Annotated in this window: 18 protein-coding genes; 8 read left to right on the top strand and 10 right to left on the bottom strand. The window is 72.3% G+C overall.

Annotated features, from left to right (window positions below; all coding sequences use genetic code 11):
* Positions 1-79: 79 nt before the first annotated feature.
* Positions 80-1,885 carry a translation elongation factor 4 gene (gene lepA, locus VQH23_RS22380; protein ID WP_338662879.1) on the bottom strand — a complete coding sequence of 602 codons (1,806 nt, stop codon included), beginning with the start codon at positions 1,883-1,885 and terminating at the stop codon, positions 80-82.
* A gap of 118 nt (positions 1,886-2,003) precedes the next feature.
* Complete coding sequence (locus tag VQH23_RS22375) at positions 2,004-2,807, bottom strand: potassium channel family protein (RefSeq protein WP_338662878.1); 804 nt, start codon at positions 2,805-2,807, stop codon at positions 2,004-2,006.
* Positions 2,808-2,997: 190 nt separating this feature from the next.
* Here VQH23_RS22375 and VQH23_RS22370 point away from each other — a divergent pair, with 190 nt between their 5' ends.
* Positions 2,998-3,561: a PadR family transcriptional regulator gene (locus tag VQH23_RS22370; RefSeq protein WP_338662877.1), complete on the top strand. Its 564-nt coding sequence runs from the start codon at positions 2,998-3,000 to the stop codon at positions 3,559-3,561.
* On the top strand, positions 3,561-4,379 hold the full coding sequence (locus VQH23_RS22365; protein WP_338662876.1) for a siderophore-interacting protein: 819 nt from the start codon (positions 3,561-3,563) through the stop codon (positions 4,377-4,379). The genes VQH23_RS22370 and VQH23_RS22365 overlap by 1 nt, the downstream gene beginning before the upstream one ends.
* Positions 4,380-4,383: 4 nt before the next feature.
* Here VQH23_RS22365 and VQH23_RS22360 read toward each other — a convergent pair whose 3' ends face one another.
* The 5 genes from VQH23_RS22360 to rpmI all read right to left on the bottom strand — a co-directional run bounded on the left by VQH23_RS22360 (position 4,384) and on the right by rpmI (position 9,345).
* Complete coding sequence (locus VQH23_RS22360) at positions 4,384-4,959, bottom strand: peroxidase-related enzyme (RefSeq protein ID WP_338662875.1); 576 nt, start codon at positions 4,957-4,959, stop codon at positions 4,384-4,386.
* Positions 4,960-5,017: 58 nt separating this feature from the next.
* A complete protein-coding gene (gene pheT, locus VQH23_RS22355) occupies positions 5,018-7,513 on the bottom strand; it encodes a phenylalanine--tRNA ligase subunit beta (protein WP_338662874.1) in 2,496 nt (831 codons plus the stop codon).
* A gap of 6 nt (positions 7,514-7,519) precedes the next feature.
* Complete coding sequence (pheS, locus tag VQH23_RS22350; protein ID WP_338662873.1) at positions 7,520-8,605, bottom strand: phenylalanine--tRNA ligase subunit alpha; 1,086 nt, start codon at positions 8,603-8,605, stop codon at positions 7,520-7,522.
* Positions 8,606-8,751: 146 nt separating this feature from the next.
* Positions 8,752-9,126 (bottom strand): 50S ribosomal protein L20, encoded by a 375-nt coding sequence (gene rplT / locus VQH23_RS22345; RefSeq protein ID WP_338662872.1) that lies wholly within the window; start codon positions 9,124-9,126, stop codon positions 8,752-8,754.
* A gap of 18 nt (positions 9,127-9,144) precedes the next feature.
* Positions 9,145-9,345, bottom strand: a complete 201-nt coding sequence (gene rpmI, locus VQH23_RS22340; protein ID WP_209375608.1) for a 50S ribosomal protein L35 — start codon at positions 9,343-9,345, stop codon at positions 9,145-9,147.
* A 207-nt stretch (positions 9,346-9,552) separates the two neighbouring features.
* Here rpmI and VQH23_RS22335 point away from each other — a divergent pair, with 207 nt between their 5' ends.
* From VQH23_RS22335 to VQH23_RS22325, 3 genes are read left to right on the top strand one after another with little or no spacing between them, the layout of a single operon-like run.
* Positions 9,553-10,290, top strand: coding sequence for a metallophosphoesterase family protein (locus VQH23_RS22335; protein WP_338662870.1), 738 nt, complete (start codon positions 9,553-9,555; stop codon positions 10,288-10,290).
* A gap of 2 nt (positions 10,291-10,292) precedes the next feature.
* Entirely contained in the window at positions 10,293-11,708 is a 1,416-nt protein-coding gene (locus VQH23_RS22330) for a bifunctional serine/threonine-protein kinase/universal stress protein (RefSeq protein ID WP_338662869.1), read from the top strand.
* Positions 11,705-12,244: a deaminase gene (locus tag VQH23_RS22325; RefSeq protein ID WP_338662868.1), complete on the top strand. Its 540-nt coding sequence runs from the start codon at positions 11,705-11,707 to the stop codon at positions 12,242-12,244. The genes VQH23_RS22330 and VQH23_RS22325 overlap by 4 nt, the downstream gene beginning before the upstream one ends.
* Before the next feature lie 49 nt (positions 12,245-12,293).
* On the opposite strand, the gene VQH23_RS22320 is transcribed toward VQH23_RS22325, so the two are convergent.
* Positions 12,294-12,806, bottom strand: coding sequence for a gluconokinase (locus VQH23_RS22320; RefSeq protein WP_338662867.1), 513 nt, complete (start codon positions 12,804-12,806; stop codon positions 12,294-12,296).
* Positions 12,807-12,978: 172 nt separating this feature from the next.
* Here VQH23_RS22320 and dapF point away from each other — a divergent pair, with 172 nt between their 5' ends.
* Genes dapF through VQH23_RS22305 form a run of 3 tightly spaced genes read left to right on the top strand, consistent with a single transcriptional unit; the run spans position 12,979 to position 16,109 of the window.
* A complete protein-coding gene (gene dapF / locus VQH23_RS22315; RefSeq protein WP_338662866.1) occupies positions 12,979-13,809 on the top strand; it encodes a diaminopimelate epimerase in 831 nt (276 codons plus the stop codon).
* Positions 13,810-13,860: 51 nt separating this feature from the next.
* Positions 13,861-15,306, top strand: a complete 1,446-nt coding sequence (gene ftsY, locus VQH23_RS26645) for a signal recognition particle-docking protein FtsY (protein WP_408904243.1) — start codon at positions 13,861-13,863, stop codon at positions 15,304-15,306.
* A gap of 23 nt (positions 15,307-15,329) precedes the next feature.
* Positions 15,330-16,109 carry a creatininase family protein gene (locus VQH23_RS22305; protein ID WP_338662865.1) on the top strand — a complete coding sequence of 260 codons (780 nt, stop codon included), beginning with the start codon at positions 15,330-15,332 and terminating at the stop codon, positions 16,107-16,109.
* Here VQH23_RS22305 and VQH23_RS22300 read toward each other — a convergent pair.
* Together VQH23_RS22300 and VQH23_RS22295 are read right to left on the bottom strand one after the other, a co-directional pair.
* Positions 16,103-16,543 carry a hypothetical protein gene (locus tag VQH23_RS22300; protein ID WP_338662863.1) on the bottom strand — a complete coding sequence of 147 codons (441 nt, stop codon included), beginning with the start codon at positions 16,541-16,543 and terminating at the stop codon, positions 16,103-16,105. The two genes, VQH23_RS22305 and VQH23_RS22300, sit on opposite strands and share 7 nt — an antisense overlap.
* Positions 16,540-17,115, bottom strand: coding sequence for an NUDIX domain-containing protein (locus VQH23_RS22295; RefSeq protein WP_338662862.1), 576 nt, complete (start codon positions 17,113-17,115; stop codon positions 16,540-16,542). Before VQH23_RS22295 ends, VQH23_RS22300 begins: the two co-directional genes overlap by 4 nt.
* Positions 17,116-17,165: the final 50 nt, after the last annotated feature.

Below are 17,165 nucleotides of genomic sequence, written 5' to 3'. Positions count from 1 at the left end.
GCAGGATTCAGGCCCGGATGTCAAGCGGATTACGGGAAGCGCAATCGCGCGCCCCGGACCCGCTCCCCGGGCCGGCGGCTCAGGAATCCATCTTCAGGGCGGCGATAAAGGCGCTCTGGGGGATCTCCACCTTGCCGAACTGCCGCATGCGCTTCTTGCCCTCCTTCTGCTTGTCGAGGAGCTTGCGCTTGCGGCTGATGTCGCCGCCGTAGCACTTGGCGGTCACGTCCTTCGAGATCGCCCCGATCGTCTCGCGCGCGATCACCCGCCCGCCGATCGCGGCCTGGATGGGAATCTTGAAGAGCTGGCGGGGGATCAGGTCCTTCAGCTTCTCGCAGATCGAGCGCCCCCGCCGCTCCGCCTGGGAGCGGTGGGCCATGAAGGAGAGGGCGTCCACCGGCTCGTTGTTCACGAGGATACCGATCTTCACGAGGTCGCCCTCCTCGTACCCGTCCATCGCATAGTCGAAGCTGGCATAGCCGCGGGAGATGGACTTGAGCCGGTCGTAGAAGTCGAAGACCACCTCGTTCAGCGGCAGGCGGTACACGGCCATGGCGCGGCTGCCGACATAGGTCAGCTCCACCTGCTGCCCGCGCCGCTCGCTGCACAGGGTGAGGATGTTGCCGAGGTACTCGTCCGGCACGAAGATCGTGGCCTTGATCCAGGGCTCCTGGATCGTATCGATCGAGACCACGTCCGGCATGTCGGCCGGGTTGTGGAGGTCGCGCTCCTCCCCGTTCGTCATCTTCAGCTTGTACACCACGCTCGGCGCCGTCGCGATCAGGTCGAGGTCGAACTCGCGGGACAGGCGCTCCTGGATGATCTCCAGGTGCAGCAGCCCGAGGAAGCCGCAGCGATAGCCGAAGCCGAGCGCCGCGCTGCTCTCCGCCTCGAAGTGGAAGGATGCGTCGTTCAGGCGCAGCTTCGCCAGGCTGTCGCGCAGCTTCTCGAAATCGTCCGCGTCCACGGGGTAGAGGCCGCACCACACCACGGGGATGGAGGGCTTGAAGCCGGCCAGCGCCTCGGTGGCGGGGCTGCGGTCGTCGGTGATGGTGTCGCCGACATTGGTGTCCGCCACGGTCTTGATGGCCGCGGTGATGTAGCCCATCTCGCCCGGCCCGAGGCTCTCCACGACCTGCATCTTCGGTCGGAAGACGCCGACCTGCTCCACCACGTGCGTGGAGCCCTCCGCCATCATGCGGATCTTCTGGCCCTTTCGGAGATGCCCGTCCTTGACGCGGACGAGGATGACCACGCCGAGGTAGGGGTCGTACCAGCTGTCCACCAGCAGCGCCTTCGTCGGCGCGGCAGCATCGCCCTTGGGCGGGGGCAGGCGGGTGACGATCGCCTCGAGCACGCCCTCGATGTTCAGCCCGGTCTTCGCGGAGATCATCACGGCGTCGTCGGCGGGCAGGCCCACCACGTCCTCGATCTGCCCCTTCACCCGGTCCGGCTCGGCGGCCGGCAGGTCCACCTTGTTCAGGATGGGGACGATCTCGTGCCCGGCATCGAGCGCCTGGTACACGTTCGCCAGGGTCTGGGCCTCTACGCCCTGGGAGGCGTCGACCACCAGCAGCGACCCCTCGCAGGCGGCCAGCGACCGGGAGACCTCGTAGGCGAAATCCACGTGGCCCGGCGTGTCCATGAGGTTCAGGACATAGTCCTGCCCGTCCTGGGCGCGGTAGTTCAGGCGCACGGTCTGCGCCTTGATGGTGATCCCCCGCTCCTTCTCGATGTCCATGTTGTCCAGCACCTGCTCCGTCATCTCGCGGGAGGAGAGGGCGCCGGTGTTCTGGATCAGGCGGTCCGCCAGGGTGGACTTGCCGTGGTCGATATGGGCGATGATCGAGAAGTTGCGGATGCGGTCGAGGGGCGTGTCGGTCATCTGGTTCCGGGCCGGGGGGCGGAAAGGGCCGCCCCGGCCACTCCGGGTGCGATTTCAGCCCCTCAGATAAGGCAGGCGGGGCCCCAGGCCAAGCTTGGCGCGCCCGGTCCGCCCGCGATCACGTGCCCTCGTCCGGGATGCCAAGGATATGGCCGCAGGCCTTGCAGTGCACCGCGTCCGGCTCGTGCCGCTGCAGCCCGCATTCCGGGCAGGGATAGCGCACCTTGGAGGGGCGGAAGAGGGACTGGGCCAGGCGCAGGAACAGGGTGACGCCGCAGAACATGATCAGCACGGTCAGCAGCCGCCCGCCGCGCCCGGGCAGGGTGATGTCCCCGAACCCCGTGGTGGTGAGGGCGGTGACGGTGAAGTAGAGCGAGTCCGCGTAGTCCCGGATGTCCGGGTTGGACCGGTGCTGGGTCTCGTAGACCAGCCCCGTCATGATGAAGATGAAGACGGCGAGGTCGGTCGCGGCGATCACCGCGTCCTCGTTCCGGCGAAAGGCCGGGACGTCCCGGCGGAGCCGCACCAGGATGCGGCGGGAGCGGAGAAGCCGGAGCACCCGCAGCGCCCGGAGGAACCCCGCCGCCGCCCCGAGCCCGGGGATGAGGAAGCAGAGCACCGCGACCGCATCGGCGATGGTGACGGGCTGGGCCAGCTCCCGCCAGGGCCGCGGGCTGGCGCGTAGCCGGGCCAGGAACTCCGCCACAAGGACCGTGCCGAAAAGGGTGTCCGCCACCTCCAGCGCCGTGCTGCGCGGGATGAAGGAGGTGGAAACGATGAAGACCAGGGTCACCGCGTCCAGCACCAGCAGCCCGTAGCGGAAGCGCACCGCCCGGTCCGTGTCCCGGTAGTAGAGCTCCCGAAAGAGGCGGCGGTCGGCGGTGAGGGCGGAGGTACCGGCGCCTTCGGCAGGGATCTTCATCGGCCTTCATCGCCCTGGGCGGCGCGGCGCCAGGATACGGGAGAGTCGGGTGAAGGCTGCCGCATCCGCCTTGATAGGGTCGAGGTGGCTTCGGGGCCAAGAGACGTGAGAGGGCTTGCAGAGGGAATATTCCAGATATATCTAAACACAGCGATCCGATATATCTAAGTCGTCTGCAAGGACTTCCGCCATGAACCTGTTCCACCATCGCTGCGGCCACTCGGCCGGGCGCCGCTACCACCGCGACACCCCCCATTCTCTGGAGGATCGCCGTCACGGCCGTGGCGGGCGCAGCGGGCGTTTCTTCGAGACCGGCGATCTGCGCCTTGTCATCCTGCGCCTGATCGCGGAGCGGCCGCGGCACGGCTACGAGATCATCAAGGACATCGAGGAGCGCCTGGCCGGGGCCTATTCCCCGAGCCCCGGCGTGGTCTACCCGACGCTCACGCTGCTGGAGGAGTTGGGCCAGATCGCGGTGCGGTCCACCGAGGGCGGCCGAAAGCTCTACGCGGTCACGCCCGAGGGCGAGGCGGCCCTGGCCGGCAGCCGGGCGGAGGCGGAAGCCCTCTTTGCCCGCATGGACGCCCTGGCTGGGGACGGGCCGGACGGCTCCGTCCTGCAGCTCAAGCGGGCCGTGCACAACCTGCGCAACGCGCTGCGGATGCGCCTTTCGCGCGGCCCCCTGACGCAGGAGCAGCTGCACGGGATGGTGGCGATGATCGACGAGGTGGCCTTGAAGGTGGAGCGGACCTGATGAGCGCAACCGCAGGAAAGCTGGGCCACCGCGTCCGCCACGAGTTGCGGCGGCGCCTGCTGACGGTGCGGCGGGTGGAGCGCATCACCCCGCGCATGATCCGCGTGACGCTCGGCGGCGAGGACCTCGCGGGCTTCGCCAGCCCCGGCTTCGACGACCACGTGAAGCTGTTCTTCCCCGCCCCGGGCGAGGCGGAGCCCTCCATGCCGGATTTCGGGCCGAACGGCCCGGTGCTGCCGGAGGGCAGGCCGCGTCCGATCGCCCGGGACTACACGCCACGGCGCCATGACCAAGCGGCGGGCGAGCTCTCCATCGACTTCGCCCTGCACGAATCCGGCCCGGCCACGGAGTGGGCGGCCGCCGCTGCGCCGGGCGACAGGCTGGGCGTGGGTGGCCCGAAGGGCTCCTTCATCCTGCCGGACGATCTGGACTGGTACCTGCTGGCCGGGGACGAGACGGCGATCCCCGCCATTTCCCGCCGGATCGAGGAACTGCCGGCGACCGCACGGGTGATCGCCTTGATCGAGGTGGCGGACGGGGCGGAGCGCCAGCCCCTGCCGGAGCGCGCGGGGCTGGACGTGACCTGGCTCAGCCGCGAGGGCGCGCCCGCCGGCGATCCTGGGCGGCTGACGGCGGCCCTGGAGGCCGTCACGCTTCCGCCCGGCAGCGGCTACGCCTGGGTCGCCGCCGAGATCGGGGTGGCCCGCGGGCTGCGCCGCGTACTGACAGAGCGCCACGGGCTTCCGAAAGAGCGGTTAAAGGCCGCCGGCTACTGGCGCCTGGGGGCTGCCGGGGCGCACGAGACGGTGGAGGACTGAGGCCCTACCGCCCGAGCGCGTGGAACTCCCGGTTCGGCCGCAGGTCCGTGGCGTTGGCCAGGCGGTTGGACATGGAGAAAAAGGCGGCAATGGCCCCAATGTCCCAGGCCTCGTCCTCGGTGAAGCCGGCCTCCGCCAGCGCGGCGTGGTCGGCGTCGCCCACCAGGTGGGACTGCGTGCCGACCTTCAGCGCGTAGTCCAGCATTGCGCGATGGCGCGGCGGGAGCCCGGCCTTGCGGTAGTTGGTGGCGACGAGGTCCGCGATCAGCGGGTCCTTCGCCCGCACGCGCAGGATCGCCCCGTGCGCCACCACGCAGTACTGGCAGGAATGGGCGGCGGAGACGGCGACGACGATCATCTCGCGCTCGGCGATCGTCAGCCCCTCGCGCTTCTCCATCAGCGCGTCGTGGTAGGCGACGAAGGCGCGGAACTCTGCCGGGCGGCGTGCGAGCAGCAGGAAGACGTTGGGCACGAAGCCCGCCTTCTCCTGCACCGCCAGGATCTTCTCCCGGATGTCGTCCGGCAGCTCCGCCAGCTCGGGCACGGGGTAGCGGAAGGGGCGGGCGGCATCGTTCGGCATCGGCGTTTCCGTTTCCTGGGCGCCTCGCACGGCGCCCAGGAAGCGTATCACGCCGGGATCAACCCCGCAGCGCGGCGCCTGTGGCCTTGGTCACGGCCGCGACGACCTTGGCGATCACCGCCTCGATCTCCGCATCCGTCATCGTCCGCTCGCGCGGCTGCAGCACCACCTCCAGCGCCAGCGAGACCTTGCCCTCGGGCAGCCGGTCCCCGGCGTAGCGGTCGAAGAGCGAGACATCGGCCACAAGCGCCTTCTCCGCGTTGCGGGCCGCGCGCAGAAGGGCGTCCGCCCCCACCGCCTCGTCCACGAGGAAGGCCAGGTCGCGCCGCACGGGCTGGAAGGCGGCCAAGTCCGGCGCAGCCTTCTTCCGCCGCTTCGGCTCGGGGATGGAATCCAGCAGCACCTCGAAGGCGACCGCCGGCCCGTCGATGCCGAGGGTGGAGAGAACGCGCGGGTGCAGCTCCCCGAAGCGCGCGAGCGGCAGCTTCGGGCCGCTCCGCAGCACGCCGGAGCGGCCGGGGTGGTAGTAGCCCGGCGCGTCCGTGGTGACCGTCAGCGCGGCCGGAGACAGGCCGAGCGCCAGGAGCACCGCCAGAGCATCGCCCTTGGCGTCCAGCGCGTCGAAGTGGCGCGGCTTGGCCTCCCAGTGGCGCGGCGTGCCGCCCAGCCGCACCCCGGCCGCGGTGGCGAGCTGCCCTTCCGGCGTGGGCGCGGCGTAGGAGGCACCGATCTCAAAGAGCGAGACGTCCGCGTAGCCGCGCGCCGCGTTGCGCCCGGCGGCCTGCAGCAGGGTGGCGACCGGCGTCGGCCGCATCTGGTCCAGGTCCGCCGCGATCGGGTTCTCCACCCGCAGCATCTCCGGCGTCTCGCCGAACAGGGCGGCGGCGCCGCGCGCGGTGAAGCCGAAGGTCACCGCCTCGGCGAGGCCGCGGGCGGCCAGCACGCGGCGGGCCAGCCCCGCCCGGCTCTGGCGCGGGGTGAGGGAGGGGAGGGGCAGGCGGCCCTCGGCGGGCAAGGACACGGCGGGGATGGCGTCCAGCCCCTCCAGCCGCAGCACCTCCTCCAGCAGGTCGCACTCGGCCTCAACCGCCTCCGCGCCCTCGGCGGCGGCGCGGGCGCGGGCGGGGTCGATCCCCGGCTCCTGCGTCAGCTCCGTGCCGCCCGCGCGGTAGGCGGAGCGGGAGGAGGCGATGTCGTTTCGCCAGGAGGGGACGGCGACCGTCACCTCGGCGGCGTCCCTTGCGACGACCGAGAACCCCAGCCGCTCCAGCGAGTTCACCGCCGCCTCGGCCGGGATGCCGGAACCGCCCAGGCCCGCGATGCGGTCGTAGCGCAGCGTCGCCTCGCGCTGCCAAGCGGGCTCCGCGCCCGCCTCCGAGACTGTGCTCGCCTCGCCGCCGCAGAGGTCGATGATCATCCGCGTGGCGGCGTCCAGCATGGCGCCTTGCGCCGCCGGGTCCAGCCCGCGCTCGTTCCGCGCGCGCGCGTCGCTGTGCACGCCGTGCCGGCGGCCGGTGAGGGCGATCCGCACGGGGTCGAACAGCGCGCACTCCACGAAGACCTCGCGCGTGGTCTCGTCGCAGCCCGTGGACTCACCGCCGACGATGGCGGCGAGGCTCTCCACCCCGGCCTCGTCGGTGATGACGATGTCCTCCGGCGTCGGGCGGTAGGTCTTGCCGTTCAGCGCCAGGTACTCGTCGCCCTCGCGGCCCAGGCGCATGGTCAGGGTGGTGCCGCGCACCTTGGCCATGTCGAAGACGTGCAGCGGGCGGCCGAGGTCGAAGGTGAAGTAGTTCGTCACGTCCACCAGCGCGTTGATCGGCCGCAGCCCGATCGCCGTCAGCCGGTCTTGCAGCCATTTCGGCGAGGGGCCGTTCGTGACGCCCCGCACGGCCCGGCCGAGCACCTGGATGCAGGCGCGGGGGTCGTCGATGGTCCAGTGCAGCGGCGTGTCGTAGGCGGGCTCCACCGCCTCGAATTCCAACGCCTTCAGCTGGCCCAGGCCTGCCGCGGCGAGGTCGCGCGCCACGCCGCGCACGGCCAGCGCGTCGCCGCGGTTCGGGGTGACGCTGATCTCGATCACCGGATCGCCCAGCCCCGCCCATTCCGCGTAGGAGGCGCCCACGGGCGCGTCCGCCGGCAGTTCCACGATGCCGTCATGGTCCTCGCCCAGGCCCATCTCCCGCGTCGAGAGCATCATGGCCTCGCTCTTCACGCCACGGATCTCGCCCTGCTTCAGCGTGATGCCCGTGCCCGGCACGAAGGCGCCCGGCAGCGCCGCCACGCCCTTCATCCCAGCGCGCGCGTTCGGCGCGCCGCAGACGACGGAGCGGAGGGTGCCGTCGCCGACATCCACCTTCAGCGCGCGCAGGCGATCGGCGTTCGGGTGCTGCTCGGCTTCCACCACATGGGCGATGCGGAAGGGGGCGAGGGCGGCGGCGCGGTCCTCCACGCCCTCCACCTCGAGCCCGATGGTGTTGAGGGTGGCGAGGATCTGCTCGAGCGTCGCCTCGGTCTCGAGATGGTCGCGCAGCCAGGAGAGGGTGAACTTCATCGTCTCTTACGCCGCGTCGTGCAGGGTGAAGGGGGAGAGCGGGCTTGTGGCGTAGTGCCGCAGCCAGCGCAGGTCGGCCTCGTAGAAGGGCCGCAGGTCGGGGATGCCGTGCTTCAGCATGGTGATGCGCTCGATCCCCATGCCGAAGGCGAAGCCCTGCCACACGCGCGGGTCCAGCCCGACATTGGCCAGCACCTTCGGGTGGACCATGCCGCTGCCCAGGATCTCCAGCCAGTCGCCCCCGCTGCCGAGCTCGCCCGTCTTCCGGCTCCAGCCGATATCCACTTCCATGGAGGGCTCGGTGAAGGGGAAGTAGCTGCTGCGGAAGCGCACGGGCAGGTCGGCGATGCCGAAGAAGGCGCGCAGGAAGTCGATCAGCGTGCCCTTCAGGTGCCCCATATGGATGTCGCGGCCGATCACCAGCCCCTCCACCTGATGGAACATGGGGGAATGGGTGGCGTCGTGGTCCGCGCGCCAGGTGCGGCCGGGCACGATCACGCGGATCGGGGGCTCCTGGGCCAGCATGGTGCGGATCTGCACGGGGCTGGTGTGGGTGCGCAGCACCGGGCGGCGGCCACCGGGTTCTGGGGGCGTTAGGTAGAAGGTGTCGTGGTCCTGCCGGGCCGGGTGGTGCTCGGGGATGTTGAGGGCGGAGAAGTTGTGCCAGTCGCCCTCGATGTCCGGGCCTTCCGCCACCGCAAAGCCCATGGCGCCGAAGAGGGCGATCAGCTCCTCCATGGTGCGGGAGATCGGGTGGATGGAGCCAGCCTCCGGCCCCGTGGGCGCGAAGGGGTGCGGGGGGAGGGAGACGTCCATCCGCTCCGCCGCCAGCCGCGCGTCGAGCGCGAAGGCCTCCAGTGTCACGCGCCGCTGCTCCAGCGCCCGCTCGATCCCGGCCTTGAGGACGTTCACCTCGGCGCCGCGCGCTTTGCGCTCCTCCGGCGGCAGGGCGCCCAGGCCCTTGAGCAGGCCGGTGACCTCGCCGCTCTTGCCCAGGGCGGAGACGCGCACGGCGTCCAGCGCGCGGGGGTCCGCCGCCTCCGCGATCGCCGCCTCGATGGAGGCGCGCAGCATGTCGAGATCGTCAGCCATTCCCGGCCCTGTCCTCTGTCGGGGTCCAGATAGACCAAGGGCCGCTTCACCGGGAGTGGTCCCGGCGGAAGCGGCCCTTGGCGTATTCAGTCCGGCTGCCCTGGGGCATCCGGGAGGTGACCTCGCCTAGCGGCGAGGCACCGTGCTCAGGCGGCGGGGGCCTGGGCGGGGAGGGACGCCTTGGCCTTCTCGACGAGGCCCGCGAAGGACGTGGCGTCGTCATAGGCGATGGCGGCCAGGACCTTGCGGTCCAGCTCGATCCCGGCGGCCTTCAGGCCGGCGATGAAGCGGGAGTAGACGATCCCGTTCTCGCGGCAGGCGGCGTTGATGCGCTGGATCCACAGGCCGCGGAAATCGCGCTTCTTGTTGCGGCGGTCGCGGTAGGCGTACTGCAGCGCCTTCTCGACCCGCTCGAGAGCGGGGCGGTAGGCGGTGGAGGAACGGCCCACATAGCCCTTGGCGAGCTTGAGGACCTTCTTGTGACGGGCGTGGGCGGTTACGCCGCGCTTAACACGAGCCATTCTTCTCTCTCCTCTCGCTTACAGGCCGTAGGGCAGCCACTGCATGACGGTCTTCGCGTCCTGGTCGCGCAGCACCTGGTTGCCGCGGTTCTGGCGCTTCACCTTCTGCGAGCGGGCGGAGAGGTTGTGGCGCTTCTTGCCCGGGCCGGCGAGAACCTTGCCGGTGGCCGTGATCTTGAAGCGCTTCTTGGCCGAAGACGTCGTCTTCATCTTGGGCATTTGGTCCTCCTCATGGTCGGGGGATGGACGGCCCCACCTTGCGCCGCTTCCTTGCGGAAGCGGGCCGCACCATGCGGCGGGGGCCGGGACCACGGCCGGGCAGCCCAGAGAAGCCCGGGGCGCGTGGGAGGGCGGGGTATAAGGTCTGGACCCCTGAAAGGCAACGCCCTTTCAGGACGGTTCAGGGAGGGCCAAACTACCCCCGCGATGATCGCCCTCCTCTCCGACATCCACGCCAACCGCGAGGCCCTCTCCGCCTGCCTCGAGCACGCGGACCGCGCCGGCGCGACCCGGTACATCTTCCTCGGCGACTATGTCGGCTACGGCGCCGACCCTGCCTGGTGCCTTCGCACGGTCATGGACCGCATCGCCCACGGTGCCGTCGCCATCCTCGGCAACCACGACCAGGCGGTCTTCGCCGGCGCACGGGGCATGACCGGGCGCGCGGCCGCCGCCATCGCCTGGACACGCGACCAGCTCTCCCCGGACGCTGCCACTTTCCTGAAGACCCTTCCGATGGAGCACGCGGAGGGCGATACCCTCTACGTCCACGCCGACGCTTCTGCCCCCGAGGAGTGGCGCTACGTCACCAACGCCGAAGAGGCCCGCCGCAGCTTTGAGGGCACCCCCGCCCGGGTCACCATCTGCGGCCACGTCCATGTCCCCCGCCTCTTCGGCCTGACGGCGGCGGACAAGTGCACGGCCTTCACGCCCACGCACGACTCCCCCATCCCGCTCTCCCGCGCCCGCCGCTGGCTCGCCGTGATGGGCTCCGTCGGCCAGCCCAGGGACGGCGATCCGGCCGCCTGCTACGCTTTGCTGGACGAGGACACCGCCGAGGTCCGCTGGATGCGCGTGCCCTACGACGTGGAGACGGCCGCCGCGAAGATCCGCCGCGCCGGCCTGCCGGAATCCCTCGCCACCCGGCTCTCCACCGGCAGCTGAGTATGGCCCCCCGCCGCCCGCGCCAGGGCGAGACGATCGCTGGCTTCACCCTTGGCACCCCGATGCGCGCGAGCGGCATGGCCTCCGTCTTCGAGGCCACCCACCCCGACCATCTCTTCCCACTGGTCATCAAGTTCCCCCACCTGGAGGGAACGGACGCCGCCCACATCGTCTCCTTCGAGATGGAGCAGATGATCCTGCCCCGCCTCACCGGCCCGCACGTCCCGCGCTTCGTCGGCGCGGCCGGGTTTGAGGCGCCGCAGCCCTACCTGGCGATGGAGCGCATCACCGGCCCCAACCTTGAATCCTGCCTCCGCCACCTGCCGCTCGCGGTGGAGGAGGTGGCGGCCGTCGGCGCCAAGGTGGCCCTGGCCCTCGCCGCCCTGCACCGCCAGCGCGTCTCCCACCTCGACGTGAAGCCCGCCAACGTCATCTTCCGCGAGACGCCCGACGGGCTGCGCGGCGACGCCGTGCTGATCGACTACGGCCTGGCCCATCACGGCCGCCTGCCGGACCTGATCGCGGAGGAGTTCCGCCTTCCCTACGGCTCCGCCCCCTACATGTCGCCCGGCCAGGCCATGGGGCGGCGGGACGACCCGCGCAGCGACCTCTTCTCCCTCGGCGTGGTCCTCTACCAGCTCGCCACCGGCCAGCTCCCCTTCGGCGAGCCGCTGCACCTCTCGGCCGTGCGCCGCCGCCTGTGGCGGGACCCGCACCCGCCCCGCCGGCTGCGGAAGGACATCCCGCCCTGGCTGCAGGAACTCATCCTGCGTTGCCTGGAGGTGGAGCCGGCCCGCCGCCACCCCAGCGCCGCCCAGCTCGCCTTCGAACTGCGGAACCCCGAGGCCGTGCGCCTGACCCCCCGCGCCACGAAGCCGCGGCGCGACGGCTGGCTGACGGTGCTGGAGCGCCGGGTGAACCAGGACCGCACCCCCGGGGCGCGGCGCGCGCCCGCGCCCACCGCCCACTCCGCCCCGATCATCGCGGTGGCCCTGGACCTGCGGGAGGGCAGCCCGGCCCTGTCGGAGGCGATCCGCGCCAGCCTCCGCAACCTTCTCCTCTCCCTGCCCGGAGCCCGCGTGACGCTTCTCAACGTGCTGCTGGACGGCTTCATCAACGGCGACACCCCGCACGACGACAGGGGCCGCTCCGCCCGCGTGCAGCGACTGGCGGAGCTGCACCACTGGGCAGCGCCGCTGGGGCTCGAGGAGGGCCGCATCACCTTCCACGTGCTGGAGGGTTCCTCCGCCGCCGAGGCCCTGCTGGAGTACGCGGAGGCGAACGGGGTGGACCACGTGGTGATGGGTGCGCGGGCGAACTCCGTGCTGCGGAGCGTTCTCGGCTCCGTCTCCGGGGAGGTCGCGGCGCGCGCCCCGTGCAGCGTCACCGTCGTCCGCACCCGGGAAGGCGTGGCATGACCCAGGAGCAGGAGACAGGGCTCTCCCGCTGGGACCGGCGCTACCTCGGCCTCGCCGCCCACATCCGGGGATGGTCCAAGGATCCGCGCGGCCGGGTGGGCGCGGTGATCGTCGCGCCGGAGCTGAACCGGATCGTCGCGACCGGCTTCAACGGCTTCCCCAACCGCATCGAGGACGATGTCGACCGCCTCTCCGACAAGCCCACGAAGCTCGACATGATGGTGCATGCCGAGCAATCCGCGCTTCTCTTCGCCGGGCGGGAGGCACGGGGCTGCACGCTCTACGTTGTGGGCAAGCCCGTCTGCAACCACTGCGCCGTGCTCTCCATCCAGTCCGGCATCCGGCGGGTGGTCGCCGCCGCGCCGCGCAACGGCACGAAGTCCGAATGGGACCGGCGGGGCCACATCTCCGCCCGCCTTTTCGTCGAGGCCGGGCTGCGCTTCGACGCGGTGCCGGCCGAGGTTCTCGGGGCGCTCATGCCCGGGGAGGCGGGCGCGGCCACGACTCTGGATCCTACCCCCACCCCGACCGGCTAGGGCTGGCCCTCTGCTGCCCCGGCCGCTCTCCCGCGGCAGCCAAGGGGGATCAGCGACCCAGCGCCTCGACCACCGACCCTACCAGCGCCTCCGGCGGCCGGTCGGGCACGATGACGATGGGGTGCTCGTCCTCGGTCGGCGGCTCCAGCGCGGCGAACTGGCTCTCCAGCAGGGTCGCCGGCATGAAGTGGCCCGCCCGCGCGGCGATCCGGGGCGAGAGGAGGTCGGTCGCGCCCCTAAGGTAGACGAGCCGCACCCCGGCCCGCCCGCCGATCAGCACGTCGCGGTAGCGGCGCTTCAGGGCGGAGCAGGTGACGACGCCGCAGCGCCCCTCCGCCAGCCAGCCATCGATCTGGGCGGCGATGTCGCGGAGCCAGGGCCAGCGGTCCTCGTCCGTCAGCGGCGTGCCGCTCGCCATTTTCGCCACGTTGGCGGCGGGATGAAGGTCATCGCCCTCCAGGTAGGCCCAGCCCAGCCGCTCCGCGAGGAGACGGGCGATCGTGGTCTTCCCCGCCCCGGACACGCCCATGACGAGCACCACCCGAGCCGACCCGTCCCCCACGGTCCCTTTCCCTTGGGTCCCGTTGCCTTGGGTCCCGTTCCCCATGGCGTCCTCTCCCCCGCTGCCGAACCGGCGCTTGCCCTGCATTGACCCCGTCCCTCCGGCATATCGGCCCCGCGGGCAAGGGGCGCCGCTTCCGGCGCGCCCCGGCGGCGCCTATATCGGCGGCGCGATGATCATCCCCTTCCGCAAGATGCACGGCCTCGGCAACGACTTCGTCGTGCTGGACGCGCGGGCCGCGCCGCTGCCCATCACCCCGGCCCGCGCCGCCGCCGTCGCGGACCGCCGCACGGGGATCGGCTGCGACCAGTTCATCGTCATGGAACCGGGCGGGGAGGGGGCGGAGGTGTTCATGCGCATCCGCAACCCCGACGGCTCCGAGGCCGGGGCCTGCGGCAACGCCACCCGCTGCGTGGCGGAGCTGGTGATGACGGAATCGGGGCGCGACGCGCTCTCGGTCCGCACGATCTCCGGCGAGCTGCCCTCCGAGCGGCTGGCCGACGGCACCATCCGCGTGGACATGGGCCCGGCGCGGACCGGCTGGGACGAGGTGCCGCTGGCGCGAGCGATGGACACGCTGCACCTGCCGCTGTCGGCCGACGGCGTCTCCGACCCCGCCGGCTGCTCCATGGGCAACCCGCACGCCACCTTCTTCGTGCCGGACCTCGCCGCCCTCGACATCCCGCGCATCGGCCCGGCCCTGGAGCACGACCCGCTCTTCCCGGAGCGCGCCAATATCGGTTTCGTCCAGGTCCTGGCGCCGGACCACCTGAAGCTCGTGGTGTGGGAGCGCGGGGCGGGGCTGACGCTGGCCTGCGGCACCGGCGCCTGCGCCGCGCTGGTGAACGCGGCGCGCCGCGGCCTCTCCGCCCGCGCCGCCACCGTGTCCCTGCCCGGCGGCGACCTGCGGATCGAGTGGCGGAAGGACGGCTACGTGCTGATGTCCGGCCCCACCGCCACCGCGTTCACGGGCATGATCGACCTCGACGCCTACCCGTCATGACCGGCCCTCGCGCCCCGGCGGCGTGAGAGGCCCCAACGCGAAGGAGCGCGCATGGCCCTGAAGGACCTGTGGGGGCGGCTGACCGGCCGCCTGACCACCCCGGAGCCCGTCTCCCCGCCGCCGGCGACGGAGCCCGACGCGCCGGCGATCCCGCCCAGCCCCTCGGAGCCGCCCGCTCCGGTGCGGGAGCCCGATCCGGAGCCGCAGGTCCCGGAGCCGGATCCCACCACCGGCGACCCGCCCGCCTCGCCCCCACCGATCCAGGCGCGGCAGCCCGACCACCTGCTGCCCTCCGTCTCGGGCGTGCCGGGCTTCGTGCCGCCGCAGCCCCCGCCGCTGCCGACAGGGGAGGCGGGCTTCCCGCCGCCGCCGCGGCCCATGATGCCCGGCATTCCGGAGGAACCCGATTCCGGCGAGCCGGAGGCGGTGGAGGCGGCGCCGAAGGTCGTGCACCTGCACGCCCCGCCGCCCGCCTCCTCCGTTCTGCCCCCCTCCGTGCTGCGAGAGGAGCCGGCCCCGGCGCCGGCGGCGCCCGCGCCGCCCGCCCCCGGACCGGAGCCCGAGGCGCCCGGCCCCACGGGCGGCTTCTTCTCCCGCCTGAAGGCGGGCCTCTCCCGCTCCACCGCGCGGCTGACGGAGAACCTCACCGGCCTTTTCCGCAAGCGCCGCCTGGACGACGCGGCGCTGGAGGAGTTGGAGGAGACGCTGATCACCGCCGACCTCGGCCTGCCCGCCGCCCAGCGCATCGTCGCCGGCTTCCGCCGCACCCGCTTCGGCAAGGAGGTGGGGGAGGACGAGGTGAAGGCGGCGCTGGCCGAGGAGATCGCGGAGATCCTGGCCCCCGTGGCCCGGCCGCTGGCGCCGGACTGGGGGAGGAAGCCCTACGTCGTGCTCGTGGTCGGCGTGAACGGCACGGGCAAGACCACCACCATCGCCAAGCTGGCCCAGAACTACCGGGCGGAGGGGCGGCGCGTGATGATGGCCGCCGGCGACACCTTCCGCGCGGCCGCCGTCGAGCAGCTGCAGATCTGGGGGGAGCGCACGGGCAGCACCGTGGTGGCCCCCGCGAAGGAGGGTGCCGACGCCGCCGGCCTGGCGCACGAGGCGCTGCAGCGCGCGAAGGCCGAGGGCGCCGACATCCTGCTGATCGACACTGCCGGCCGCCTGCACAACAAGGCCGGGCTGATGGAGGAGCTGCGCAAGGTCGTGCGCGTCCTCCGCAAGCTGGACGGGGAAGTGCCGCACGCGGTGCTGCTGGTGCTGGACGCCACCACCGGCCAGAATGCCGTGCAGCAGTGCAAGGTGTTCCGCGAGATGGTGGACGTGACCGGCCTGATCGTGACGAAGCTCGATGGCTCCGCCAAGGGCGGCGTCGTCGTGGCCCTGGCGGAGGAGTTCGGCCTGCCCGTCCACGCCGTGGGCGTGGGCGAGACGGCCGCCGACCTCCGGCCCTTCGAGGCGCGGGACTACGCGCGCTCCCTGGTAGGGCTCTCCTAGTGGTCGAGGTCCGCTGGGAGCGGATGACCGCCGCCGAGATCGGCGAGTGGGCCGCGCGCGACGCCACCGTTGTCCTGCCCGTCGCCGCGCTGGAGCAGCACGGGCCGCACCTGCCGGTCTGGACGGACAGCCTCATCGGCCATGCCACCGCCGTGCGCGCCGCGGAGCTGGTGGCCGGGGACGCGCCCGCGATCGTGCTGCCCCCGATGTGGCAGGGCATCAGCGAGCACCACCTGCCCTTCGGCGGCACGATCAGCCTGGACTTCCGGGCGATGCAGGCGGTGATCGCCTGCGTGGTGCGGTCCATCCAGGCCTGCGGGTTCCGCAAGCTGCTCCTCTCCAACTCCCATGGCGGGAACGTGGAGCCGCTGATGGTGATCGCGCGGGAGCTGGGCGCGGAGACGGGGATCCCCGTGGTGACGGTGACGATCCACAACGCCGCCGCGGCGGCGATCGCCGGAATCCTGGAGACCCAGTCCGGCACGCTGCACGCCTGCGAGGCGGAGACGAGCCTCTACCTCGCGCTGGACCCGGAGGGCGTGCGGAAGGACCGCATCGCCGGCGCCGTGTCCGAGAACGCCCGCTCGGTCGGCGGCAGCGCCTTCCAGCGCTTCTGGTCGTTCGAGGAGCGCGCGCCCGTCACCGGGGTGCGCGGCGACCCGCGGGCCGCCAGGGCAGAGAAGGGGGAGCGCATCCTGGCCGCGATGGCGGAGGCGCTGGCGAGCGGGCTGCGCGACCCGTCCCTTTGGATCGCCCCGGACGATGTGTGGACGCCCGGGCGGGCCGCGCGCGCCCGTCAGTAGGAGAAGGGAATGTTCAGCCGCGCGCCCGCCGCCGGGTCGCGGAACAGCCGGTCCTGACGTTCCGTGTAGTTGTTCGCGCCCGATTGGGTGCGGGCGTCCGGCAGGGCGCGCGGCTCGATCAGGTCCGGGCGGATCGTCGCCGTCTCCGGCGGGGGCGCGATGCGCGGCGCCTCGATGGAGCGGTTCGGCATCGGCGCGATGTCGGCCTGCGGGGCCGGGGTGGGGGCAGGGGCCGGGATGTTCAGCACCTCCTCCTGCGGTGGCGGCGCCGGGCGGCGGCGCGCCGGTCGGCGCCGGGGCGGGCGGCGCCGGGCCGGGGCCGGGGCCGCCTCCGGGGCGGCATCCTGCACCAGCTGCACGGCGGCACCTGGCGGCCCGCTGCCGCCCGGCGCGGCGCCCATGAGGAGCGCGGTCAGGGCAAGGGTTGCAATCATCCGGCACCTCCGGCCAGGACGGGCCCGGGCAGGGGGCGGGTGCCCCGCAGGTCCTCGGGCGGGTTGAGAACGGCGGGACCGGGATGGCCGGCCCCCTCGCGCCAGGCCTTCAGGGCCCAGCGCACGGTGGGGAAGGCGAGCTCGTCCCAGGGGATCGCCTCCCAGGCGAAGGCGCGCACCTCCAGGCTCTCAGGCCCGGCCTCGAAGCCGGGCTCCTCCAGCCGGGCGCGGAACATGACCTGCACCTGGCCGATGCGGGAAACGGAGTAGACGGCCAGGACCCCTTCGGTCCGGATCCGGGCGCGGGCCTCCTCCCACGCCTCGCGGCGGGCGCCCTCCTCCACGGTCTCGCCCATCTCCATGTAGCCGGCGGGCAGGGTCCAGAAACCCCGGCGAGGCTCGATGGCGCGGCGGCAGAGCAGCACGCCCTCGCCGCCCGCGCCGTCCGGCACCGCAACGATCGAGCCGACCACGATCTTCGGGTTCTCATAGGCCACGAAGCCGCAATCCCGGCAGACCAGCCGGTCGCGGTCCTCATCCGCCTGCCGTACCCTCTCGAAATGCCCGGCCATAGGCGGAAGAATGGCGTTCCCCCCGTCCGGTCACAACCCCTTACCGAGGG

Origin of the sequence: Pararoseomonas sp. SCSIO 73927 (genome assembly GCF_037040815.1) — a bacterium.
In the GTDB taxonomy this organism is placed as follows: Bacteria; Pseudomonadota; Alphaproteobacteria; order Acetobacterales; family Acetobacteraceae; genus Roseomonas.
The sequence above is the reverse complement of the archived record's forward strand: the minus strand, read 5'-3'. Positions and strand labels throughout refer to the sequence as shown.